This is a genomic window from Bradyrhizobium sp. LTSPM299 (assembly GCF_000938235.1).
GTDB lineage: Bacteria > Pseudomonadota > Alphaproteobacteria > Rhizobiales > Xanthobacteraceae > Bradyrhizobium.
Map to the genome: position 1 here is coordinate 20608 of NZ_JYMU01000006.1, position 23324 is coordinate 43931.

Consider the following 23324-nt stretch of genomic DNA (forward strand, 5'->3'; position numbering starts at 1 on the left):
CTGCGCGCGATTGCAGCCTATTCGATCATCACATGCGCGACGCCGAGTTCGAGAATGCCGAGCGCGCGGGCTGCCGCGGTTGAGACGTCAATGATCCGTCCGCGGATGAACGGGCCGCGATCGTTGACACGACACTGGATCGATCGCCCTCGGTAGGACACCGTGACCATGCTGCCGAAAGGTCTGCTGCGATGTGCGCAGGTCATTTCGCCACTCCTGCCGATGCCACGATAATAGGACGCAAGGCCGCTCTCTGCGTTTGCCGTGCAAGAGGCAAACAGCAGCACAGCCGCTGACGCTACTGCGGTTTTCATGGTTACCTACCGGTCGAGCCCCGCAAAGGAACTCGGTTCCGGCAGAAGGGTTCCCGGTTCCGGCGACGCCGTTCCAGCAGATGTCCTATGCGATGATGGCAGTCAGCAGCCGCTACGCCGCGTCCTCGACGCCGGCGACGGCCAGCAGCATCCGGACATCCTGCGCCGGAACCGGCCTGCTGAACAGATAGCCCTGCATCTGCGTGCAGCCGAGCATCTGCACGGTGTCGCGCTGCTGATCGGTCTCGACGCCTTCGGCGGTCGTGATCATGTTGCGGTCGGCCGCGATCGAGACCACCGCGCGGATGATCGAGGCCGAACCGGAGTTGCCGGCCACTTCCTTGACGAAAGAGCGGTCGATCTTGATCTTGTCGAACGGGAAACGCTGCAGATATTGCAGCGACGAGTATCCGGTTCCGAAATCGTCGAGCGCGATGTGGACGCCGAGCGCGCGGAGCTGGCCGAGCGTGACAAGCGCCGCATCGTCGTCGGCGATCAGCACCGCCTCGGTGATCTCGAGCTCGAGCCGCCGCGGGTTGAGCCCGCTCTCGGCGAGCACGCCAGCGACCTTCAGCGCCAGCGTTTCCGACTTGAACTGGACCGGCGAGACGTTGACCGCGACGCGCACATGCGGCGGCCACGCCGCCGCCTCGATGCAGGCAGTGCGCAGCACCCACAGCCCGATCTCCTCGATCAGGCCAGTCTCCTCGGCCACCGGCACAAACTCCATCGGCGAGATCATGCCGCGGACCGGGTGGCGCCAGCGCAACAGCGCCTCGCAGCCGGTCACCTCGTTGCTGCGCAGGTCGACCAGCGGCTGGTAGTAAAGTTCGAAGCTGGCCTCGGCCAGCGCGGTTCGCAGGTCCGCCTCCAGCTCACGGCGCAGATTGGCCTGCTTCTCCATGGCGGGATCGAAGAAGCGATAGGTCCTGCGGCCAGCAGCCTTGGCAGCGTACATCGCAAGATCGGCGCTCTTGAGCAGGCCGAACAGGTCGGAGCCGTGGCGCGGCGCGACCGCGATCCCGATGCTCGCATCGCTCGACAGGCGATGGCCGCAGCAGTCGAACGGCGTGCGCAGCGACTGATAGATCCGCGCAATGAGGTCGCTGACATCGTCGTCCGAATTGATGTCGTGCTGGACGATGGCGAATTCATCGCCGCCGAGGCGCGCGATGAAGTCGTTCGGTCCGATCGACTGGCGCAGCTTGTCCGCAACGCCGCGGAGGAATTCGTCGCCGATCAGATGACCCAGCGTGTCGTTGATGCGCTTGAACTCGTCGATATCGATATAGTGGATCGCGAACGCGCGCGCAGCGGACTCGAACAGCAGCCCTTCTGCATGGCGCTGGAACAGCGTGCGGTTCGGTAAATTGGTCAGGACATCGTAATGCGCGAGATGCTCGATCCGCGCCTGCACCCGCCGCCCCTCGGTGACATCCTCGAGCGTGGTGGCCCAGCCGCCATCCGGCGATCGCTTGTAGATCAGGCGGATGTTGCGGCCGTCGGGCGTCGTGACCGTGGTGTCCTGGACCTTGTCGCCGTCCCGGTTCGTGAACCGGGCGCAATATTCGTCGACGTCGCCGACGAAGGAGCCGGTCGCCTGCCGATGCAGGATCAGATCGCGCAGGTGACATCCCGGCTTCGCGACCTCAGGCGAGATGCCGAACATGTCGATATATCGCTGATTGCAGATCACGAGCCGCGACGATGCGTCGAACAGCAGGAGCCCCTGGGTCATGTTGTTGATGGCGGTGTCGAGGTGCTGACTCTTCTCGGACAACCGGCGCTGCGCTGCATCGTGCTGTTGTCTCAGCTGGCGTACGATCAGGAAGATCATGACGATAACGACGACCACGGCGAGAACCGCGGCGAAGAACTCCAGCTTGGTCTGCGCGCGCCAATCCTCCAGCACGCTCGATACTCTGGTCGTCGCAAGAATCAGGATCGGAAAGTGGGACAGCGCTTTGACGGCCCCGACGTTCTCCTCGCCCTGCGAGTTGAAGAAGCGGCCCGAACTGTTGCCGCCCTCGCTCAGCACCTTCCGGAACTGCGGCTGGTCGATGATGTTGCGGCCGACGACACTGGTATCCTGCGGGTAGCGCGCGATGATGGTGCCGTCCCGATGAATCATCGAGATCACGGTGTCGCCATTCAGGGCCAGCGAGGCGACGAAGTCCTCGAAATGGCTGGGTTCGACGCCGCGGCTGGCAAAGCCGATGATCTCGCCGTTACGCCCGGTGATCTTGCGCGCGAAGATCGTGGTCCAGTTTCCCGTCACCTTGCTCATCGCCGGTTCGACGATGACGTCGGGTGTCGGCTTTCCCGAGGTGAATTCCCGGAAATAGCGCCGCTCCGCGATGCTGACATCAGGCACCGGCCACATCTCGGACGAGTTGATCAGCCATCCCTTGGCATTGAAGAGACTGAGGCCGCCGACGTGCGGCAGTGTCGCCAGGCGGGTGCGCAGCATTTCGTGCGCGCTCAACAACGACATGTTCTCTTCGAATTGATCGGCGGTCTCGATCTGCCCTGTCTGCATATAGCTCACGATATCATCGTGGACATGCTGGAGATCGCTGAGCTGCTGATCGAAATGCCGCGACAGCAGCAGCGCGGTGTTGTCGAGCTCGCGCTCGGAAACCTGCAACGCGCGTTGGCGGTACTGCAAGGCAAGGTAGCCGGTGCCGAGCGTGATCGCGAGCACCAGCAGGGCAGCACTCAGCACGAGCCATTGAATGGCGCCGAGCCTTGTGGCGCGCAGCACACCTGCTATCGACAGCCATCGGTGTTCCGGCATATTGCCGTTCGTTGAACGCGTTGACATTTTCCTGACCCTGCGGGTGCCCTTGTACGGGACCACAACCCAAGGCGCGGTTAGGAAAGTCAGTTATCGGTCGGTTAAGGTGTCCACACACCCAACGGCGGCCCACCCCGGCGATACGTCGTCAGGAAGCCACCCTCACCGCTCCGGGCGCCGCCCTCGCCTCTTTCAGGCTGCACTCGATCAGCGCCCCCTCGATGGTGAACTTCGAGAACGGTGAAAGCGGCGTCGCGACCTGAAGTGCCGCGAAGAATTGCGAGTCGCCCGGGCTCTTCAGGAAGAAGCGGATGTGGCTGGCCGACAGCGCATCCCGCGACAGCCAGACGACGCCGGAGAACAGCGCGACGAGCATCTGGGCGTAGTCGCTGGTAGCGGCAAGGCCGAGGTCATAGATCGGGGAGACGTTGACGAAGCGCGCGCGCAAGGCAGGCGTCGGATATTTGCTCATCAGCAAACGCCTGACCTGGCAGACCGCGTGAACGCGCTCACCGTCGGTCAGATAATACAGGCCCTGACTATCCTCTTCCTTGGAGGTCAGCGCCTCCAGGGCGGCGAAGCCGCCGAAGGTGGCAAATTCCTCCCCGACGCCTTCAGCGTCCTTCTTCCACTGTGCCTTGATGTTGCGCCAGGACCGCTCGGGATCCTTGATTGGCAGAAGCCGCATGGTTAACCGGCGGTTAGCGCGAATACGTTTATCAAGCGATCTTATGTCGCAGGCCTTAAACTTTTGCTTACGGCGGTAGTCGGGTGCGTCGATTCATCCGCGCGCCCACTGTCCGTCGCTTGACGCGGGCCGTCCGCGCGCAGGGCCAGATGGATATTCCACCCATGGCATGGTCAGATGCCAACACTGACGTGACCGGGGCCTTGCCGTTCGATGGATGCACTCACCCTGTTCGGATTGTTCGCCGTGAGCATGATGCTCGTCTGCTATGCGGCCGAAGAGCGCAGCCCGTGGTTCATCCTCGCATTCGCGGTCGCGTGTGCGCTTGGCTCGATCTACGGATTCCTGCAGGGTGCATGGCCGTTCGGCCTGGTCGAAGCGGTCTGGGCCGTCGTCGCTGCGCGCCGATGGCTGATGCGTCGCGGCGCAGCCAGCATGTAACGTTATAGTATTCGCAGCAATTCTGTCGCGCGCTTGCGCTTGAATGCGCAGGAGGCCGGCGCTAACTAGGGCGCATGGGCGCTTCACCAGCCACGACTCAGTCTTCCCTACGCAAAGCAGGATCGCGCCGATGGCGCAGTCTGCTCGCGGGATTGATTTCGCTGGCGCTGGTGTTGTCCTTCTTCCATGGCTGGACCTCCGACGACGACGCAGGATTTGCCGTGTCCATCGCGCAGTCGATCGACGACACCGGTGGCAAGGCTCCAACCCACCCGGCATCGCTGCATGGCGATCACTGCCTGACCCACGTCGCCTCCGTCGCGCCGCAGGACGCGGTGGTTGCCATCGCGTATGCGCCGCATGCCTATGGCGACGTCAGCATTGGCCTGCCGGCATCGGCCGACCGCCTCTCTCCATTCAAGCCGCCACGCGCCTGATCTGATCGGCATCACCGGTCGCGTCTCGCTGCCATCAGGCAGCGAGCAGGTTTCCGCACATATCGACGTGGCGACAGCGCAAGGCCATTGGCCTGCGCTCGCGGAGAGACGCAGATGAAACGGACTGTTCTATTTTTCGCCGGTGTCGTCGCCGGCATTGGGCTCGTCGTTCTGGCAGCGGCATGGGCAGGATGGCCAATGCCCGTCCCGGCTACGACGCAGCAGACGGCCACGGCGAAGTCGCCGAAGGTCGAGACCGGGCATCAGGCGCCAGGACACATTGAGCTGAACGAAGACCAGATTCGGGAAGCCGGCATCACGCTCGCGAAGGTAGGTGGCGGCATGCTGAAACGGCATTTCCTTGCGCCGGGATCGCTGATCCCCGACGCCGATCACATCGGCCGCGTGTCGGTGCGCGTGCTAGCGACGGTCGCGGAACTAAGCAAGCGGCTCGGCGACAGTGTCGAGAAGGGCGAGATCGTCGCCGCTATCGAGAGTCGCGAGGTGGCCGACGCCAAGAGCGAATACCTCGCCGCACGGCTGACCAACGACCTGCAGCAGACGCTCTATGCCAGGCAGAAGACGCTGGTCGAGAGCCGCATTGTGTCGGAGAACGAGTTCCTGCGCACGCGGCTGACCGCGAACGATGCCCAGATCAAGCTGGACGGCGCGCGGCAGAAATTGTTTGCGCTGGGCCTGTCGGAAGGCGAGATCGCCGACCTGCCGAGCCAGCCGGCTGAAAGCCTGCGCAAGCAGTTCCTGCGCTCGCCGATCTCGGGCCGCGTCTCGGAGCGGCGCGTCGATCTCGGCGGATTGATCGGCCGCGAGGGCCAGGAGAGTGAGCTCTTCGTCATCGTCAATCTCGACGACATCTGGGTCGATCTTGCCGTCTCGCCGGAAGACATCGGTTCGGTTCACGAAGGCGTTCCGATCAGGATCCGCACCATCGGCAGCGAGGACGAAGCCGTCGCAGACGTGATCTTCGTCAGCCCCCTGCTCGATCGTGAAACCCGCAACGCGCGCGTCATCGCGACCATGCCGAACAGGGACCACCGCTGGAAGCCCGGCACGTTCGTCACGGCGGAGGTCCCCCTCACCGGTGCATCGTCGGCAGTGATCGTGTCGAAGAAGGCACTGCAGACCATCAAGGGCACGCCGACCCTCTTCGTGCGCGAAGCTGACGGCTTCGAAGCGAGGTCGGTGCGCACCGGCCGGGAGGACGACGATGATGTCGAGGTCCTGGCCGGTCTTGCCACCGGCGAGACCATCGCGCTGGAAAACACCTTCACCCTGAAGGCCGAACTCGAGAAGGACGACGCGGAGCACGATCATGATTGAGCGCATCATCGCCCTTGCGATCGAGCGTCGCTGGGTCGTCGTCACCCTTGCCGCCATCCTGATGCTGCTCGGCGGCATCGCGCTGACCAGGCTGCCGATCGACGCGGTGCCTGACATCACAAACAAGCAGGTCCAGATCAACACCACGGCGCCGGCACTGTCGCCGACGGAGATCGAGAAACAGGTCACCTTCCCGATCGAGACCGCGCTGGCCGGTGCGCCGGGACTGGAGAGCACGCGGTCGTTGTCGCGCAACGGCTTCTCTCAGATCACGGCCGTGTTCAGCGAGGCGACCGACATCTATTTCGCCCGCCAGCAGGTCGGCGAGCGCCTGACCGAAGTCCGCGCGCGTCTGCCGCAAGGCATCGAGCCGCGGATCGGCCCGACCTCGACCGGGCTCGGCGAAATCACCATGTGGACCGTCCACTTCTCCGGGCAACCCGCGCCAACCAACGGCATGCCGGGCCTGCAAAGCGATGGCCGCTTTCTGACGGCGGATGGCCAGATCCTGCAAAGCGAGGTCGAGAAGGACGCCTATCTGCGCACGGTGCAGGATTGGATCATCAAGCCGCAGATCAAGATGGTGCCGGGCGTTGCCGGCGTCGATTCGATCGGCGGCTATCTCAAGCAGTACCAGGTCCAGCCCGATGCGGCGAAGCTGATCGCGCTCGGCCTGACCTTTGCCGACGTCGCCAAGGCGATCGAGGGCAACAATGTCAGCCGCGGCGCGCGCTATATCGAGCGCAACGGCGAAGGCTTTGTGGTGCGGTCCGGCGGGCGCATCGAGACCATCGACGAGCTCGGCGCCGTCGTCGTCACCACCCGCGGCGGTGTTCCGGTCCGGATCCGCGATATCGCGACGGTATCGATCGGCGGCGAAACCCGCACCGGCAGCGCCAGCGAGAACGGCCGTGAGGTCGTGATCGGCACGGCGCTAATGCTGATCGGTGCCAACAGCCGGACAGTCTCAGCCGCTGTCGACGGGCGGCTGCGTGCCATCGCGCCGTCATTGCCCGCGGGTGTCGAAGTCAAGACGGTGCTGGATCGCACCCAGCTGGTCGATGCGACCATCGGCACGGTGGCCCGTAACCTCACCGAGGGCGCGTTGCTGGTGATCGCGGTTCTCTTTGTCCTCCTCGGTAACTTCCGCGCGGCGCTGATCACCGCGCTGGTGATCCCGGTCGCCATGCTGATGACCGCCATCGGCATGTGGCAGGGGCGCATCAGCGCCAATCTGATGAGCCTCGGCGCGCTGGATTTCGGCCTGATCGTCGACGGCGCCGTCGTCATCACTGAGAACAGCCTGCGCCATCTCGCCGAGAAGCAGCAGGCGCTCGGCCGCGTCCTCACGCGTGATGAGCGGCTCGCGACGGTGCGCGCCTCGGCGATCGAAATGGTCCAGCCGAGCCTTTACGGTCAGGCCATCATCCTGCTGGTCTATGTGCCGCTGCTCACCTTCACCGGCGTCGAAGGCAAGATGTTCGAGCCGATGGCGCTGACCGTGATCCTCGCGCTCGCCGCCGCCTTCGTGCTGTCGCTGACGCTGGTTCCTGCGCTGATCGCACTCGCCATCACCGGCCGCGTGCAGGAGAAGGAAAACCGCCTCGTTGCGGCGTTGAAGGGCCGGTACCATCCGTTGCTGCTGCGCGCGGTCGCGGCGCCCGTGCCGATGATCGCGGTTGCTGTCGTGCTGTTCGCAGCCGCTTTGTTCGGCTTCAGTCGCCTGGGCCAGGAGTTCATCCCCTCGCTCGACGAGAAGAATATCGCCATGCACGCGCTGCGGATTCCCAGCACCGCGCTGTCGCAATCGCAGGCGATGCAGCTGTCCGTCGAGAAGACCGTCAGCCGCTTTCCGCAGGTGTCGTTCGTCTTCTCCAAGACCGGCACTGCGGAAGTGGCGAGCGATCCGATGCCACCCAACGCATCCGACACCTTCATCATCCTCAAGCCGCGCGCGCAGTGGCCGGATCCGTCGATGACCAAGGCGCGGCTGATCGAGGAGATATCCAAAGCGGTCGGCAGGTTGCCCGGCAACGTCTACGAATTCACCCAGCCGATCCAGATGCGCTTCAACGAACTAATCGCCGGCGTTCGCGGCGACATCGCGGTCAAGGTGTTCGGCGACGACTTCGAGCCGATGCTGAAGGCCGCCAACGAGGTTGCGTCTGCGCTACGCACGGTGCGGGGCGCGACCGACGTCAAGGTCGAGCAGGCCGGTGGCCTCCCCGTGCTCGAGATCAAGGTCGACAAGGCGGCAATTGCCCGCCGTGGCCTCAGCGTCTCGGCCGTGCAGGACGTGATCGGCGCCGCAGTCGGCGGCCAGGATGCCGGCGTCGTGTACGAGGGCGACCGCAGCTTCGATATCGTGGTGCGGCTGCCGGAGAGCGTGCGCTCCGATCTCGAGGCGCTAAGCAATCTGCCGGTCGCATTGCCGAAAGCGACGCCGAACTCAGCCGTGCAGAGCCTGCCGCTCAACCGCGTGGCGAAATTTTCTTTCACCGAAGGACCGAACCAGATCAGCCGCGAGAACGGCAAGCGCTGCATCGTGGTCACGGCCAATGTCCGCGACCGCGACCTCGGCTCGGTGGTCGAGGATGCACAGGCCAAAGTGGCGCAATCGGTGAAGCTGCCGCCGGGCTACTGGATGATTTGGGGCGGCCAGTCCGAGAATCTGGCCGCGGCCCACCAACGCCTCGGCGTCGTGGTGCCGGCCTGCTTTGCAATGATTTTCCTGTTGCTGCTCGCGGCCATGGGATCGGCGCGCGATGCACTCCTGGTGTTCAGCGCCGTACCGCTGGCGCTGACCGGCGGCGTCGCCGCGCTTTGGCTGCGCGGCATGCCGTTCTCGATCTCGGCTGCGGTCGGCTTCATCGCGCTGTCGGGCGTCGCCGTGCTGAACGGGCTTGTGATGTTGAGCTACATCCGCCAATTGCGCGAGCAAGGCGTGCCGATGCTGTCAGCGATCGAGCAAGGCGCCCTGACCCGCTTCCGGCCCGTCGTGATGACCGCGCTGGTTGCTTCGCTTGGCTTCGTCCCCATGGCGTTCGCCACCGGCACCGGCGCCGAGGTGCAGAAGCCGCTCGCCACCGTCGTGATCGGCGGCCTGATCAGCGCAACCCTGCTGACACTCGCCGTGCTGCCGGCGCTGTATGCGCGGTACGGTCATGCCGGGAATGCCGCGCGCAATGAGAGCACAGCCACTCAGCCTGCGGAATGACGGCGTGTTTGGCGGCGCTCGACCGGAAAAACTGGGGCTATTGGCGCGCCGGGAAGGCACTGTAACAATTCTGTCATGTGACAAAACTAAACGAGGGCAGCGGCGACCAGCCGCGGGCTGCTTTTCATAGGGAAATCATAAATGCGTCGCGCCATTGCACTGTTGTCCGCCAGCATGATCGCGTTGTCAGCGGGGGCCGCCTCGGCGCAGAACGCCAAACCCCGCAACCTCATCCTGTTCGTTCCGGACGGCCTGCGCGGCGGCATCGTGACGCCGGAAACGGCACCTGCGATGGCCGCGATCCGCGACAAGGGTGTGCATTTCAAGAATTCGCATTCACTGTTTCCGACCTTCACGATGGCGAACGGCTCGGCGCTGTCGACCGGGCATTATCTCGGCGACACCGGCACCTTCTCCAATACGATCTATACCGGCTACAGCTCGGTGCCGGCCGGCGACACGGTCGTTCCCTTCATCGAGAATGATGCTGTGCTTGCCGACATCGACGATCATTTCAACGGCGACTATCTCAACGAAGAGACGCTGCTGAAGATGGCCCGCCGCGAGGGCTTCAGCACGGCAGCGATCGGCAAGGTCGGCCCGACGCTGCTGTTCGACCACACCGATCGCGGCAAGAACACGATCGTGATCGACGATTCCACCGGCGGCAAGACCGGCGTTCCGATCTCCGACGAGATGAAGGACGCGCTGACCAAGGCCAATTTGCCGCTGGCCACGCCCGGTCGCGGCGACAACGCCAAGGCCGGCGACGCCAAGACACCCGGCACGACGGTCGCCAACGTTGCGCAGCAGGCCTACATGGCCGACGTCGCGACCAAGGTCGTGCTGCCGATGTTCAAGACGCGCAACAAGCCGTTCGTGCTGGTGTTCTGGTCGCGCGATCCCGACGGCAGCCAGCACAACACCGGCGACAGCCTCAACACCATCACCCCCGGCATCAACGGCCCGACCTCGCTGGCGGGCATCAAGAACGCCGACAACAATCTGGCGCAGCTGCGCAAGGCGCTCGACGAGCTCGGGCTTGCCGCCACCACCAACATCATCGTCTCCTCCGACCACGGCTTCTCGACCATCTCGAAGGAGAGCAAGACCAGCCCCTCGGCCAAGATCGCCTACGACGACACGCCGAAGGATTTCCTCCCAATGGGCTTCCTGGCGATCGATCTCGCCAAGGCGTTGAGCCTGCCGCTCTACGACCCCAACGACAAGAATGCCCGCATCGCCGACAATGCCCACCCCAAGGCCGGCAACGGCGTGCTCGGCCAGGACCCCGCCAAGCCCGACGTCGTGATCGCGACCAATGGCGGCTCGGACCTGATCTATCTGCCGAACCGAGACAAAAAGCTCGCTGACCGCGTTGTCAAGGCGTTGCTCGAGCAGGACTATATCAGCGGGCTGTTCGTCGACGACAAGCTCGGCAAATTCGCCGGCACGCTTCCGATGTCGAACCTCAATTTGAAGGGCAAGGCTGCGACCCCGAACCCGTCGATCGTGGTCAATTTCCGCTCCTGGTCGAGTGGCTGCGAGATCCCGACCAACTGCTCGGTGCAGATCGCCGACACCGTGCTGCGCCAGGGCCAGGGCATGCATGGCAGCTTCAGCCGCGGCGACACCTACAACTTCACCGCGGCGATCGGCCCGGACTTCAAGGCGGGCTATGTCGACCCGCTTCCGGTCAGCAACGCCGATGTCGGCATCACCGCCGCCCAGCTGCTCGGCCTGCGCGCCCCGAACAATGGCGGGCTGACCGGCCGGGTGATGTCGGAGGCGCTGCCGAACGGCATCGTGCCGAAGATGGCGGACGGCACCCTCACCTCGAAGCCTTCGGCCAATGGCTTGCGTACCGTGATCAAGTTCCAGCGCGTGCTCTCGACCCGTTATTTCGACGTCGCCGGGTTCCCGGGGCGGACGCTCGGGCTCGAGGCCGACGACAAACAGAAAACGGCGGGGAAGTAACCCCGCCGCTCTCAAGAGGATCTTGCGATCGGGATGATGGCTTACATCATCCCGATATCGAACACGTTGGGCAGCTGCGTCGCGAGCGGCAGCGCGGTCGCGCCGACCAGCGTCGCAACCATAGCCGCCAGCGCATGACCGGCGCGGCGCTTGCCGCGCATCTGGCTTGCGATCCACTCCAAAACCTTAGTGTCGATCTTGGTCGCCCGCGCCGGCGCCCAGCCCTCGATATCGGTGTCGGGTGACAACGCCACCGCGCGGGGAGGCACCGGCAGGCCGGACTCGGACGCCGCATGATGGGCGATCGCCTTGGCGAGCAGGTCGTCGAACCGGCCGTCATCGCTACGCTCGGCGGCGGCCTCGTCGATCTGGAACAGCGCCTCGACCTCGGCCCGGCTGATCGGCTGATCCGCGACGGCGTCAGCCGTCAGGATGCGCGCGCACCATTGGGCGTCATCGGCATCGAGCGACCGGGAGAAATGGATACGGCCCTTGGTGGTCGGGCCTTCGCCGGTGATGACGCCGTCGCGCACAATGGTCAGTGCATGGGCGGCGGTGTTGCGGCAGGAGGGTTGCAACGCACCGCTGAGAGCCTCAGCGGTCTTGGTACTTGGGGCGGACATAGTTTGACTTTCAATTCCTATTCTTAGGCCAGCTTTTCCATGCGGGCGTAAACGAGTGGTTAATGATTCGGAACTTGCGTTCCGAGATTTTTAGATGGTTGCTATTTGGTCGCTGTGATCACTGTCACGGTTCGGTCGTATAGCAGCCGGCACCGGTGAGATGGCGGTCATAAAAGGCATTATCTGGGCATTTCCAAGCTTTTACTGTCGCAGTTGTTATTTCGTCGCAGGGGCAAGGATCAAAACAAGTTGCTCCGTATTCCTCTCCACGGGGAAGGATTTCGCCTTTTTCATCGCCCGGTTCACTTGTGCCTCGCTGCCTCGTATAGTGAAGGCGACGCTTCGAAATCAGATTAATAAGCAACTTCAATAGCATGAGGTAATATCATGGCACTCCAGATTGGCGCGACGGCCCCTGACTTCGAAGCCCAGACCACCGAGGGCAAAATTAAGTTCCACGACTGGATCGGCAGCAGCTGGGCACTGCTGTTCTCCCACCCGAAGGACTTCACCCCGGTCTGCACCACCGAGCTCGGGGCGCTCGCCCATCTCAAGCCTGAATTCGACAAGCGCGGCGTCAAGCTGCTCGGCCTGTCGGTCGACCCGGTCGACCGCCACGCCAAATGGGCCGAGGACATCAAGGAGACCCAGGGCGTCGCACCGAACTATCCGATGATCGGCGACACCGATTTCAACGTGTCGAAGCTCTACGACATGCTGCCGGCCTCGACCTCCGGCGATCCCCTCACCCGCACCGCCGCCGACAATTTGACCGTTCGCAATGTCTTCGTCATCGGCCCGGACAAGAAGATCAAGCTGGTGCTGGTCTATCCGATGACCACTGGCCGGAACTTTCAGGAGATCCTGCGCGTGATCGACTCGCTGCAGCTGACCGCCAAGCACCGCGTCGCCACCCCCGCCGACTGGAAGCAGGGCGAGGAGGTGATCATCGCGGGCTCGGTCAGCGACGACGAGGCCAAGACGATCTATCCGGACGGCTGGAAGTCGCCGAAGCCTTATATCCGGATCGTGCCGCAACCGAAGTAACGGCAGGCACGTAAGGTAGGGGTGACACCCACTCAGCCGATCATCGTCTGGTTCCGCGACGACCTGCGGCTGTCGGATCACCCGGCCCTGCACGAAGCAGCCAGCCGCGGTGTGCCGGTAACCTGTCTCTATGTGCTGGACGAAGAAAGCCGCGCACTGAAACCACCGGCCGCGCGCCCCCTCGGGGGCGCGGCGCGCTGGTGGCTCGCGCAGTCGCTGCGCGCGCTCGGCAACGATCTCGCAGCGATCGGCGGGTCGCTGGTGCTGCGCAAGGGACCGGCGGCGAGCGTGATCGCAGCGCTGGCGCGCCAAACCAATGCCTTCGCCGTGTTCTGGAACGAGATCGCGCAGGCGCCGCATCAAGCCGTTGCCGGGGATGTTGAGGCCGCGCTCGCAAGTGACGGCATCTCTTCGCAAATCTTCCCAGGCGACCTGCTCGTCGAACCCAAGGCGATCCGCAACAAGGAGAACCGCGGCCTGCGGGTGTTCACGCCGTTCTGGCGGCGCGTGCAGGGGCTCGGCGATCCGCCGAAGCCGTTGCCGGTGCCGAAGAAGCTCACATCCGTTCCCGGCATCGCGAGCGAGGCCGTCAGCGACTGGGCGCTCGAGCCGACGCGGCCCGATTGGGCGGGCGGCCTGCGCGAGAGCTGGAGTCCCGGCGAGGCCGCAGCGCAGGTGCAGCTCAAGGCATTCCTCGATGATGGTATCGGCGGCTACAGCGGCGACCGCGACCGGCCCGACCGCGACGGCACCTCGCGCCTGTCGCCGCATCTGCGCTTCGGCGAGATCAGCCCGCGCCAAATTTGGCACGCCGCCCGCTTCGCCGCCGCCGAGCACCCTCGCCTTGTCGGCGACATCGACAAATTCCTCAGCGAACTCGGCTGGCGCGAATTCTGCCGCCATCTGCTGTTCGACGTCCCCGATTTGGCCGATCGGAACCTGCAGGCGCAATTCGACGGCTTTCCGTGGAAGCGCGACGCCAAGGCGCTCAAGGCCTGGCAGCGCGGCCGGACCGGCTATCCGATCGTCGACGCCGGCATCCGTCAGCTCTGGCACACCGGCGTGATGCACAACCGGGTGCGGATGGTGGTGGCCTCGTTCCTGGTCAAGCATCTCCTGATCGACTGGCGCGCCGGCGAACAATGGTTCTGGGACACGCTGGTCGATGCCGATGCCGGCTCCAATCCCGCCAACTGGCAATGGGTCGCGGGTTCCGGCGCCGATGCCGCGCCCTATTTCCGCGTCTTCAATCCGATCCTGCAGGGCGAGAAGTTCGACCCCGACGGCGCCTATGTCAGGCGCTGGGTGCCGGAGCTCACTCACCTGCCCAACAACCTGATCCATCAGCCCTGGACCGCGACGCCGATCGAACTCGCAAGCGCCGGCGTCGAACTCGGGAAGACCTATCCGCAGCCGATCGTCGATCACAAGCAGGGCCGCGAGCGCGCGCTGGCGGCCTATGCCAAGATCCGCGGCAAGGATTAAGCGCGGCGATTGACCAGCAGCACCGCCCCTGCGCAAGCGGCCATGCCCACGATCGCAACAATGTCGAGCCGCTCGCCGAACAGGACATAGGCCATCAGCGCGGTCACCGCCGGCACCAGATAGAACAGGCTCGCGACCGAGGTCGCGGCATGGTGGCGGATCAGCCAGTACAACAGCCCGATCGAACCGATCGACAGCGCAAACACCAGCCACGCCAGCCCCAGGATGAATTCGCCGGTCCAGTGCACGACGTTGGCTTCGAACAGCCACGCGCCGATCGCAAAGAAGATCGTGACCGCGATGTACTGCACGAGATTGCCGGCGCGCCAGTCGATCGCGTTGCAGAAGCGCCGCTGATAGAGCGTGCCCAAGGTGATGCTGATCAGCGAGACGCCGGAAGCAAACCAGCCCCAGCCCGCCTCGCCCGCCATCGGCCGGTTGTGCAGGATCAAGACGACACCGGCGAGACCGAGCACAAGCCCGCCCCATTGCAACGGCGTGACGCGCTCCCCTAACCAGCGGTTGGCAATCGTCGAGGTCAGGATCGGCTGCAGGCCCGGGATCAGCGCCGACAGCCCGGCCGGTATCGAATGCGCGATCGCGATCGCGGTGCCGCCGAGATAGATGCCATGCACCAGGATACCGGCCACCGCGCTGTGCACCACACCTATGCGGTCCGGCCATTTCGGCCGCGCGACCGCGGCGATCACAGCCATCACCACGACCACGAGCGCCATGCGGATCGCCAGATAGGTCAGCGGATCGGCATTGTTGATGACGTATTTGGTGGCGATGAATCCCGTGCTCCACAGCACGACAAAAATCGCCGGTGCCAGACGAGCGGCAGTTTCCTCGAAGCTTTTGTTCATTTGCGGCCGTCATTGCCTGAAGACGCGGCGGCGGGCAATCGCGAAGTTTTGCAGGGCGTGATGCGAGGCGATGCTCTGACCAGGTTGGTGCTGTCGTCGCCCGGCTTGTCCGGGCGATCCAGTATTCCAGAGACGTCAGTGATTGAGTCGATGAGCCGCGGCGTACTGGGTCGCCCGGTCCATGTGCGCAATTGCGCACAGGCCGGGCGATGACACTGTGGATGGGGACGCAGCTTCGCATTCTCGCGACATGATTGCCCGAGCTTTGCTCTTCGTTCCGCCCTCTCTAAGCAGAGGGCGCCTTCCGAGGAGCCTTTGCACATTGCGGCACCTTGTTCGCCCGGATAGGCTCGTGCTATCTCGGCTGCGGCTATCCCGATACCACGTGCTGGCGATCTGTCGCCGCCGATGCCGACGGCCCACAACAAGGCACAAGAAGCCGGCTGGAAACATGGATCAAGTGACATTGGTGGTCGTTCGGGCGGTCGAAAGTGGCGCGACGACGACAAAACGCATCATTGATGCGACCGGACTGTCCCGGCTCAAGGTCGAACGCGCGTTGAGCGCGCTGGAGAAGCAGAAGCTGCTATTTCGCGAAAGCCAGGGTTCGTGGGCCCTCGGGATACCGCCGTCGACGCCGACCGTGCGGCAGTGCGGAACATGCACGCTCTGTTGCAAGGTGCTCGAAGTGACCGATCTCGGGAAACCGGTGAACACGGCATGCAACCACATTCGAACGGGCGGAGGCTGCGAGATCTACGACAAACGCCCGCGACAGTGCCGGTCGTTCAGCTGCGCCTGGCTGCAGGGACATCTCGATGATGACTGGTTCCCGGAGGCGACGGGCATCGTCCCGCATTTCAGCCTGGACGCGCTCAACATCCAGGTCGATCTCGACTGTCCCGACCGCTGGCGGGAGGAGCCCTACTTCAGCAAATTGTGCGAATTGTCGCTCAACGGCCTCAAGGCGAACGGGCCCCGCAACTACGCCACCCTCGTCATCGTTGGCTCCGACAAATACCTCCTGCTTGGGCGGACAATCGTGCCCGATCCAACGCTATTCGGCACCGCCTTCGTGCCGACCACGCGCGATACGTTCCGTTACTGGAAAGCCAGATCGCTGGAGCATCTGCAGCGCCTGAACGATCGCGTCATGGAGATCCAGCGCATCCACCAGGAATTTGGGGATTGCGCCATCCCCGATGACGACGACCCTCACCCGCCCTATCGGCCCGCGCTTCTCCAACTGTCGAAAGAACTGCGCGCAGCGCCGCCGGTGAGATGACCGTGGCTGAACGATCCGCCTGGCGCGCTCCGCTTAATTGATCTTGGGCGCAAGAGACGCTTCCGTTCCGATGGAATCGGAACGGGGCTCTGGATTGTTGTTTTGACGCATTTCCCAGCGCGAACCGGTATCCACTTCGCTTGAAAACGCTTTAGTCTGTGACATTGTCACGCCGCCAATCAGGCCACGGAAGCGCCCAATGCCCACTAACGACAAACTGACGCTTAAATTTCGCTGTCCGCGAGAACTCGAAGGATATCTTCCGCGGCCGGTGCCGGCCGCCCAAGGCGTTCCCGACTGGCTCAAGGCGATGCCGGCGAAAGCCTTCAGCTCGATCAACCTGCGCGACGAGGAAACCGTCAAGCGGTGCCCGCCATTCGTCGACGCCATGACCCACGGGTTTCTGCTACCGCTGATCTGCGACCTGAAGGTCGAGAACGGAGAGATCACCTGGGACAATGATATCCCTCCGGGAGGAGAACTCGATTTTCCGCGCTCGCCCATCGGATTCCACGATCCAGGTCAGGTCACCGGTACGCCGATTTTCGACGCCGAGCGCTTCTTCATGAAATTCCACAATCTGTGGGCCATTGAAGCCCCGGAAGGGTATGCGGTCTACTTCACGCACCCTGCCAATCGCTTCGATCTGCCCTTCACCACGCTCACCGGGTTGGTCAATTGCGACGTTTATACCGATACCTGGGTGCACTTCCCTGCGCACTGGCATGACAGGAATTTCAGCGGCGTCCTCCCGAAGGGCACGCCGATCGCGCAGTGTATTCCCGTCAAACGAGACAGCTGGACCGCGCAGACGTCTGTCTTCACGGCGGAAGAAACCAAGCGGGTTCACGAATTCCGAAATGAGCTGGGGCGGCAGCACGATCTCTACCGGAAGAATTTCAGACCCTGAAGCGCGATGAGATTGGGTTGAATAGCAACCGCGAAGGAAGTCGGCTCCCGCTTGCGGGCGGGGCTATCGAAACGAAGACGTGGATGCCCGGGACATAGGCGGAGCGGAAGCGACGCCGTGCTTCGGACGGCTATGCCCGGGCATGACGAGTTTGTGAGGAGATCGGCCGAGCTATTCAAGACGATTCTCCCCCAGGAATTTCGCAACCGCGCTCAAATCGAAAAAGAAGCGGCCATGCGATGACGCGGCAAGCACGTAGGCGGCACGGCCAAGCAAATGGGGTCGGCCCTTCATGACCACGCGCAGCGCCGCCTCGGCGGCATCGCGCTCTCCCTTCTCCATGAGACAGGTGGCGAGGTTGGCGCGGGTCAAGCCGTCGTCCGGACGCAGCGCGAGCGCGTGGCGGTAGGCGTCCGCAGCAGCGGTGTAGTCTCCCTCGAGGAGCAGCACGCGGCCAAGTTCGCTCAGGATATCGGTGCGTCCGGGCGCAGCGTCACGCGCGATCGTCAGGACGTCGCGCGCCTTGGCACGCTCACCGTTCTGCTGCAACAGCCGTCCGAGGTCGAGTTTCAGGTCGACGCTCTCGGGGGCCAGTTCGACGCCATCCTGGATGGTCCGGATGGCCTCGTCGAATCGTCCGGCTTTGGCAAGCTGACCTGCGAGCTCCTGAAAGGCGGGCAAATAGAGTGGGCGCCGCGCAGCGGTACGCCGGAGTTGCTCGATGCCGTCAGGCGCCCGCCCGGAATCGCACAGCGATGCACCAAGCAGGGTCTCGATTTCCCCGTCATTGCCGCGGCGTGCAACCCTTTCGAGCGGCGCAATCGCCTCGCCTGCCCGATTCTGGCCCCTCAGGGCGTGAGCCAGGATCAGCGCCGCATTCCGGTCGGTGCGGCTCGATTTCAGGATCTCGGTTGCAATCTTCTCCGCCAGACCGAACTGCTGCGTTCGCAGCGCCTGCGCGCCTTGTTGCAACGCCTGAGCAAGAAGATTGTTTTGCCTGCCACTCACGAGAGAACTTCACCAAGATGGATGATATCGGGCGTTTAACGTGCCATCCACCGGGGGTCCAGGCAACAGTCTCGTCGTGGTCGGCAGCGTCGCCACGGCCGTGCTGAGCAAGTCGAAAGCGTCGGTGTTGCTGGTGTCGGATGGCGACGTCACACCGAAGACGCGACGCGCGAGACGGCTCGCCCTACCACTCGTCTGGACAGGGATCGACGATCTTCCAGAGATCGACGCCGTTCTTGATCTTCTTCATCTCGGTGGTGAGGCCGCCATTGCGGCGGATCCAGTCCTTCACCGTATCAGGGTAATAGGACATCAGGTCGGAAGTGCCTTCCATGCTGGTGACCTTGATGCCGAAGGTGAAGGCCTTGTCGTAATAGGCCTGGTGAAACCCGAGGCTGGCCTTCGGCGTCACGCAGATCTTGTTCATCGGCACGATGCCGAACACCAGCGTGCAGGCGGAATTGCAGATGCCGTCGATGACGACGCGCTCGCCGCGCTCCTTGATGCGCTTGTACTTGGCCTTGTACTCCTCGACATAGCCGCCATGGTCGCGCGTGATGTGCAGATCCGCCCGCGCAGGCGCGGCAGCCAGAACGAGAAACAGCAAGGCAAGGGGCGTGATGCGCATGGAACGTTCGAAACCGAAATGCCTGGTCAGGATGGGTCGGCCCGGACGGACCTCACCCCAAGACTCTGGCCGGACTGTGTTGGCAATCGGTTAAGCATCCGCAAAAAGGCGAATTTTGGCGCGCTGTGACTGATTTCCCGCAGCTTTCCGCCCAATTCCGGGTTAAATGGACCATGAAGCGGCCCAAATGGCCGATTCCAGCGTGATGCCCGGAGGCCGCCAATGACCAAGATCCAGCTTTTTGCCGCGTTCGCCGTTGCCATGGCAGCCTCTGCCGCCGTGGCCTTCACCCCGGCCGTCGCGGCCGACCTCTCCGCCTATCCGCACCACCGGCATCACCACTATCGGCACGCCTATTGGGGCCTGCCCTACCACATCAGCTATCTGCACAATTACGGCCCCGGCCTGGACGCGGGCACCTTCGCCTTTTACGACGGCCCCTCGACCAGCAAATGCTACCAGAGCTCGGCCGCCTATATCGGCCAGGACCGCCACCGGCATCCCTGCTTCTGAGGCCGGCGCCACTGGCCGTTCCGGCTCAGGTCTGGTAATCGACCGATCACACGCGCTCGTAGCTCAGCTGGATAGAGCATCGGATTTCGATTTATTTTTTGCACCGATTCATGGTGCTACATGGCGCGCGTCGAAATGCAAGTTGCCCTTTATTTGCAGGCATAACTCGCTCATAGTGCTCACGCGCGTAACACCACAGCACGCGCGATTGCTGAGCCAAAAAGAGCCAAATGCCCACCGCGCGCCTCACCGATTTGACCGTGCGTTCGCTTCCGGCGGGCACGCATTTTGACGAGACCACGCCGGCCTTTGGCATCCGGGTTGGCAAGCATCGACGCACGTGGATTGTGATGCGGGGCCAGGAGCGGCGGCGCATTCGGATTGGCCACTACCCCGCGATCAGTCTTGCGGACGCCCGGAAGGAGGCGAAGCGGCTTCTTGCTGCGACGCACCTAAGCGGTGAGCGGGTAAGCTTTGGCGAAGCCTATGAGACCTTCAAGACCGACTATATCGCCCGCCGGAAGGAGCGCACCCAGCGCGACTACAAGCGGATGATGGAGAAGTACTTCCTGCCAACGCTAAAGCCCAAGCGTATGGACGCGGTTACGCCGTTTATGCTTTCGGCCATCACAGACCCCTTGATCGATACCCCCAGCGAGCAGGCCCACGCCTTGGCCGTCTGCCGGATATTCTTCCGCTGGGCTATTCGGCCGCAGCGACGCTACATCACCGTCAACCCCCTTGAGGGGATGCAAATTGCCAAGTCAAAGAAGCGCAAGCGCATCCTGACGGACGACGAACTGCGGACGGTTTGGCATGCAGCCGGCCAGGCTGAAGGAGATTTTGGAGAGATCGTCCGGCTACTCATCTTAATGGGTCAGCGCCGCGGCGAGACCGGAGCGTTGGCTAAAATCTACTACTCCCACAACCAACAGACCATTACCCTTCCGGGCGAACTCACCAAAAACAATCGGGAGCACACCTTCCCGGTCGGGCCGATCGCATCTGTAATCATCCAGAAGAAAATTCAAGAGAATCGCGACAGTCCCCTGCTCTTCCCCGCTCGCGGGCCCGTGCTTGAGGGGGATCGACCTTTCAACGGTTGGAGCAAATGTAAGAAGGCGCTCGACAAGATCGCCAACATTGCGCCTTGGACGTTGCATGACCTACGCCGAACATTTCGAACAAACCTTGGCCGCTTGAAAGTCCGCCCCGATATTGCGGAGCGGTTGGTCAACCACATTTCCGCTCGCACGGACATGGAAGACACTTACGACCTGTGGACCTACCTTCCAGAAATGCGTGAAGCGATGGAGAAATGGGAAGCGTTCGTGAAGAGCGTTTGCATCGATACCCCTGCCGCCCTAGCGGCCTGAGTACCTCTTACAGGCCAGAGTTCTTATCGCACTGAATTATACCGTCGCCTCATACAGAAATTGCTGAAAGCCAGCAAACACTGACCCGATTTCCTCAGGCTTACCGAGATCGGCGACCGCATCAGATATAGAATTGCGGTACTTTAGCCTAAGCAGAGGTGTAAGCTTCTCCGTATCCAGCTCGCCAACACCAACACTCACATAGTGAGCCAATACAAAATCGATGAACGATTGTTGTTTGGTGCTGAACTTGGCGCTGATCGAAACCTTAGCTCTTGCAGCCCGCTCCTCTCGCGTCAGAGTCGGCATCGCGTAGGCAACATGAGCGAGAACGTCAAAGAGGTCGCTTTTCTCCGCGTCAATAATCTTTTGCATTTCGACAAGTTGATCATGGCCGAATCCTTTTTCAGCCAGACCTTCGAGCAACTTCCTTCGTGTCTCGGGTGCGCTCCAGAGCGTGCGAAGTTCAGCTTCGTTCTTAAAAAATTCCGGCAGCTTCCCAAACAGCATTTCCATAAATTGCTGGGCGGACATTGGCGTCCCATCGGTGTGCCAAAAGGTGGTGCTCATCATGTGCTGAATAATGCGCGACTTACCATCTGCAAGGTTGATCTTTATTTTTTTCTTGGGCGGCGACGGATCAGTATCGCCTTCCCCGGTACCGGGCTCGCTCGGCTCTCCGCCACCGGCGACTGGCTTTGGCTCCTTCGGCTCTGGCTCGATAGGCTCGCCATCCCATTCCGGATCACTAAAGTGATGATGTGCCTTAACAAAATCGTAGATAGTAAAGTAGTCCTTGCCGTCATAGAGACGTGTACCGCGACCTATGATTTGCTTGAATTCGATCATCGAGTTTACTGGCCGCATCAAAACAATGTTGCGGACATTCCGAGCATCAACGCCGGTCGATAGCTTTTGAGATGTGGTCAGAATTGTTGGTATGGTCTTTTCGTTGTCCTGAAATTCCCGCAGATATTGATCACCAAGCGCCCCATCCTCAGCCGTCACACGCTGGCAATAGTTCGGGTCCTTACTCTTCTTCATCTGGTTTATCAGATCACGCACGGCCAAGGCGTGCTCTTGCGTAGCGCAAAAGACCAACGTCTTTTCCTTCTGATCGATCTGGTCCATGAAGAGCTTAACGCGGTGCGCCTCACGCTCTTTAATCTCTATGATTTTGTTGAAGTCCGACTCAGTGTATCTTTTGCCACTTTCGATCTCACCCTCAACCAACTTATCGTCGGGCGTATACACGTACTCGTCGAGCGTCGTTGAAATTTGCTTCACCCGAAATGGCGTTAGAAAGCCATCATTGATGCCCTCCTTTAGCGAGTAGATAAAGACCGGATCTCCAAAATACTTATATGTATCGACGTTGTCGTCACGCTTCGGCGTTGCAGTCAGACCGAGCTGCGCTGCTGGCGAAAAATGCTCAAGGATGTCTCGCCAATTACTTTCATCGTTGGCACCGCCCCGATGACACTCGTCTATAATAATCAAATCGAAAAAGTCAGGCGGGTAGTCACCGAAGTAAGGAGTTGGCTTCCCTTCCTCGCCGGTGCCGCTCATAAAGGTCTGGAAGATAGTAAAGAAGAGGCTTCCGTTTTTCGGTACCTTCCCCTTCTTCCTTATATCGGCTGGATCAATCCGCACCAATGCGTCTTCTGGAAACGCGGAAAAGGCGTTGTACGCCTGGTTAGCCAAAATATTTCGATCGGCGAGAAAGAGAATACGCGGTCGACGAGATGGCTCGCGGCTAAGATTCCAACGGGAATGAAACAGCTTCCACGCAATCTGAAAGGCTATAAATGTCTTACCGGTACCAGTTGCTAACGTAAGCAAAATGCGTTGGCGGCCGTTCGCGACAGCGTCCAACACTCTTTCAACCGCGATGTCTTGATAATAGCGGCCCGGATGTGAGCCCCCTTTGTCTTCGAACGGAACTAGAGAAAATCGATCTCGCCATGCATTTTGGATCGCAAAAGTCTTGTTCCAAAGCTCTTCTGGGGTTGGGTACCGAGGCCACTCGCCCTCCGTCCCCTCCTCCATGTCAACGCCGTAGATTCCTTGGCCATTCGTTGAATACGTAAATCGGATAGCAAGCTTTCCCGCATAATTCTTCGCCTGTGCGACACCTTCGGTAAGGGCCTCCTCCCAAGCCTTAGCTTCAACAACCGCCAATTTCGTATTTCGAAACTCAAGAACGTAGTCGGCGGTTAGCGATTTGCCGCGCCGACCTAGCCCCTCGATCCGGCCAGGCGTAATAGGATATTCGCGACGGATACGACTACCATCTACAACGCCCCAACCAGCCGCCTGTAGTGCGGGATCGATATGTTCAGCTCTCGTTTCGGCTTCATTCATATATAAA

Annotated in this window: 19 protein-coding genes; 11 read left to right on the top strand and 8 right to left on the bottom strand. The window is 62.1% G+C overall.

Annotated features, from left to right (window positions below; genetic code table 11):
- Positions 1-17: 17 nt before the first annotated feature.
- From UP10_RS01135 to UP10_RS01145, 3 genes are all read right to left on the bottom strand, one after another.
- A complete protein-coding gene (locus tag UP10_RS01135) occupies positions 18-314 on the bottom strand; it encodes a septal ring lytic transglycosylase RlpA family protein (protein WP_044585614.1) in 297 nt (98 codons plus the stop codon).
- Positions 315-426: 112 nt separating this feature from the next.
- Entirely contained in the window at positions 427-3138 is a 2712-nt protein-coding gene (locus UP10_RS01140) for a bifunctional diguanylate cyclase/phosphodiesterase (protein WP_082076940.1), read from the bottom strand.
- Between the two features lie 121 nt (positions 3139-3259).
- The gene (locus tag UP10_RS01145; RefSeq protein WP_044585616.1) at positions 3260-3799 is read right to left on the bottom strand and encodes a hypothetical protein; all 540 of its coding nucleotides are present in this window, start codon (positions 3797-3799) and stop codon (positions 3260-3262) included.
- Positions 3800-4012: 213 nt separating this feature from the next.
- Between UP10_RS01145 and UP10_RS01150 the strand changes: the two genes are divergently transcribed.
- From UP10_RS01150 to UP10_RS01170, 5 genes are all read left to right on the top strand, one after another.
- Positions 4013-4240 carry a hypothetical protein gene (locus UP10_RS01150; RefSeq protein ID WP_044585617.1) on the top strand — a complete coding sequence of 76 codons (228 nt, stop codon included), beginning with the start codon at positions 4013-4015 and terminating at the stop codon, positions 4238-4240.
- Positions 4241-4413: 173 nt separating this feature from the next.
- A complete protein-coding gene (locus UP10_RS01155) occupies positions 4414-4677 on the top strand; it encodes a hypothetical protein (RefSeq protein ID WP_156179600.1) in 264 nt (87 codons plus the stop codon).
- Positions 4678-4791: 114 nt separating this feature from the next.
- Positions 4792-6015 (top strand): efflux RND transporter periplasmic adaptor subunit, encoded by a 1224-nt coding sequence (locus tag UP10_RS01160; protein WP_044585619.1) that lies wholly within the window; start codon positions 4792-4794, stop codon positions 6013-6015.
- Complete coding sequence (locus UP10_RS01165; RefSeq protein ID WP_044585620.1) at positions 6008-9232, top strand: efflux RND transporter permease subunit; 3225 nt, start codon at positions 6008-6010, stop codon at positions 9230-9232. The genes UP10_RS01160 and UP10_RS01165 overlap by 8 nt, the downstream gene beginning before the upstream one ends.
- 141 nt (positions 9233-9373) lie before the next feature.
- On the top strand, positions 9374-11209 hold the full coding sequence (locus UP10_RS01170) for an alkaline phosphatase family protein (RefSeq protein WP_044585621.1): 1836 nt from the start codon (positions 9374-9376) through the stop codon (positions 11207-11209).
- A 41-nt stretch (positions 11210-11250) separates the two neighbouring features.
- Here the strand turns inward: UP10_RS01170 and UP10_RS01175 are convergent, their stop codons facing one another.
- Positions 11251-11832, bottom strand: coding sequence for a hypothetical protein (locus UP10_RS01175; protein ID WP_044585622.1), 582 nt, complete (start codon positions 11830-11832; stop codon positions 11251-11253).
- Positions 11833-12219: 387 nt separating this feature from the next.
- On the opposite strand from UP10_RS01175, the gene UP10_RS01180 reads away from it, so the two are divergent.
- Both UP10_RS01180 and UP10_RS01185 read left to right on the top strand, forming a co-directional pair.
- The gene (locus tag UP10_RS01180; RefSeq protein ID WP_044585623.1) at positions 12220-12879 is read left to right on the top strand and encodes a peroxiredoxin; all 660 of its coding nucleotides are present in this window, start codon (positions 12220-12222) and stop codon (positions 12877-12879) included.
- Between the two features lie 21 nt (positions 12880-12900).
- On the top strand, positions 12901-14364 hold the full coding sequence (locus UP10_RS01185) for a cryptochrome/photolyase family protein (protein WP_044585624.1): 1464 nt from the start codon (positions 12901-12903) through the stop codon (positions 14362-14364).
- On the opposite strand, the gene UP10_RS01190 is transcribed toward UP10_RS01185, so the two are convergent.
- The gene (locus UP10_RS01190; RefSeq protein WP_044585625.1) at positions 14361-15233 is read right to left on the bottom strand and encodes a DMT family transporter; all 873 of its coding nucleotides are present in this window, start codon (positions 15231-15233) and stop codon (positions 14361-14363) included. The genes UP10_RS01185 and UP10_RS01190 overlap by 4 nt on opposite strands.
- Positions 15234-15684: 451 nt before the next feature.
- On the opposite strand from UP10_RS01190, the gene UP10_RS01195 reads away from it, so the two are divergent.
- Together UP10_RS01195 and UP10_RS01200 are read left to right on the top strand one after the other, a co-directional pair.
- Positions 15685-16518: a hypothetical protein gene (locus UP10_RS01195; protein WP_044585626.1), complete on the top strand. Its 834-nt coding sequence runs from the start codon at positions 15685-15687 to the stop codon at positions 16516-16518.
- 199 nt (positions 16519-16717) lie between these two features.
- The gene (locus UP10_RS01200; protein ID WP_044585627.1) at positions 16718-17428 is read left to right on the top strand and encodes a hypothetical protein; all 711 of its coding nucleotides are present in this window, start codon (positions 16718-16720) and stop codon (positions 17426-17428) included.
- 171 nt (positions 17429-17599) lie between these two features.
- On the opposite strand, the gene UP10_RS01205 is transcribed toward UP10_RS01200, so the two are convergent.
- Together UP10_RS01205 and UP10_RS01210 are read right to left on the bottom strand one after the other, a co-directional pair.
- Complete coding sequence (locus tag UP10_RS01205) at positions 17600-18436, bottom strand: tetratricopeptide repeat protein (protein ID WP_082076941.1); 837 nt, start codon at positions 18434-18436, stop codon at positions 17600-17602.
- Positions 18437-18620: 184 nt separating this feature from the next.
- On the bottom strand, positions 18621-19064 hold the full coding sequence (locus UP10_RS01210) for a hypothetical protein (protein WP_044537486.1): 444 nt from the start codon (positions 19062-19064) through the stop codon (positions 18621-18623).
- 222 nt (positions 19065-19286) lie between these two features.
- Between UP10_RS01210 and UP10_RS01215 the strand changes: the two genes are divergently transcribed.
- Together UP10_RS01215 and UP10_RS01220 are read left to right on the top strand one after the other, a co-directional pair.
- Positions 19287-19577, top strand: coding sequence for a hypothetical protein (locus tag UP10_RS01215; protein WP_044585629.1), 291 nt, complete (start codon positions 19287-19289; stop codon positions 19575-19577).
- A gap of 230 nt (positions 19578-19807) precedes the next feature.
- Positions 19808-20953, top strand: coding sequence for a tyrosine-type recombinase/integrase (locus UP10_RS01220; protein ID WP_044585630.1), 1146 nt, complete (start codon positions 19808-19810; stop codon positions 20951-20953).
- Positions 20954-20989: 36 nt separating this feature from the next.
- On the opposite strand, the gene hsdR is transcribed toward UP10_RS01220, so the two are convergent.
- A complete protein-coding gene (hsdR, locus tag UP10_RS01225; RefSeq protein WP_044585631.1) occupies positions 20990-23317 on the bottom strand; it encodes an EcoAI/FtnUII family type I restriction enzme subunit R in 2328 nt (775 codons plus the stop codon).
- Positions 23318-23324 lie beyond the last annotated feature (7 nt).

Bases quoted from the DNA above. Each gene is read 5' to 3' on its own strand.
- UP10_RS01165 (WP_044585620.1), top strand. From the start codon at position 6,008: ATGATTGAGCGCATCATCGCCCTTGCGATCGAGCGTCGCTGGGTCGTC.
- UP10_RS01210 (WP_044537486.1), bottom strand. From the start codon at position 19,064: ATGCGCATCACGCCCCTTGCCTTGCTGTTTCTCGTTCTGGCTGCCGCG.
- UP10_RS01200 (WP_044585627.1), top strand. From the start codon at position 16,718: ATGCCCACTAACGACAAACTGACGCTTAAATTTCGCTGTCCGCGAGAA.
- UP10_RS01195 (WP_044585626.1), top strand. From the start codon at position 15,685: ATGGATCAAGTGACATTGGTGGTCGTTCGGGCGGTCGAAAGTGGCGCG.
- UP10_RS01170 (WP_044585621.1), top strand. From the start codon at position 9,374: ATGCGTCGCGCCATTGCACTGTTGTCCGCCAGCATGATCGCGTTGTCA.
- UP10_RS01145 (WP_044585616.1), bottom strand. From the start codon at position 3,799: ATGCGGCTTCTGCCAATCAAGGATCCCGAGCGGTCCTGGCGCAACATC.
- UP10_RS01180 (WP_044585623.1), top strand. From the start codon at position 12,220: ATGGCACTCCAGATTGGCGCGACGGCCCCTGACTTCGAAGCCCAGACC.
- UP10_RS01160 (WP_044585619.1), top strand. From the start codon at position 4,792: ATGAAACGGACTGTTCTATTTTTCGCCGGTGTCGTCGCCGGCATTGGG.
- UP10_RS01190 (WP_044585625.1), bottom strand. From the start codon at position 15,233: ATGAACAAAAGCTTCGAGGAAACTGCCGCTCGTCTGGCACCGGCGATT.
- UP10_RS01135 (WP_044585614.1), bottom strand. From the start codon at position 314: ATGAAAACCGCAGTAGCGTCAGCGGCTGTGCTGCTGTTTGCCTCTTGC.
- UP10_RS01215 (WP_044585629.1), top strand. From the start codon at position 19,287: ATGACCAAGATCCAGCTTTTTGCCGCGTTCGCCGTTGCCATGGCAGCC.
- UP10_RS01220 (WP_044585630.1), top strand. From the start codon at position 19,808: ATGCCCACCGCGCGCCTCACCGATTTGACCGTGCGTTCGCTTCCGGCG.
- UP10_RS01150 (WP_044585617.1), top strand. From the start codon at position 4,013: ATGGATGCACTCACCCTGTTCGGATTGTTCGCCGTGAGCATGATGCTC.
- UP10_RS01140 (WP_082076940.1), bottom strand. From the start codon at position 3,138: ATGTCAACGCGTTCAACGAACGGCAATATGCCGGAACACCGATGGCTG.
- hsdR (WP_044585631.1), bottom strand. From the start codon at position 23,317: ATGAATGAAGCCGAAACGAGAGCTGAACATATCGATCCCGCACTACAG.
- UP10_RS01175 (WP_044585622.1), bottom strand. From the start codon at position 11,832: ATGTCCGCCCCAAGTACCAAGACCGCTGAGGCTCTCAGCGGTGCGTTG.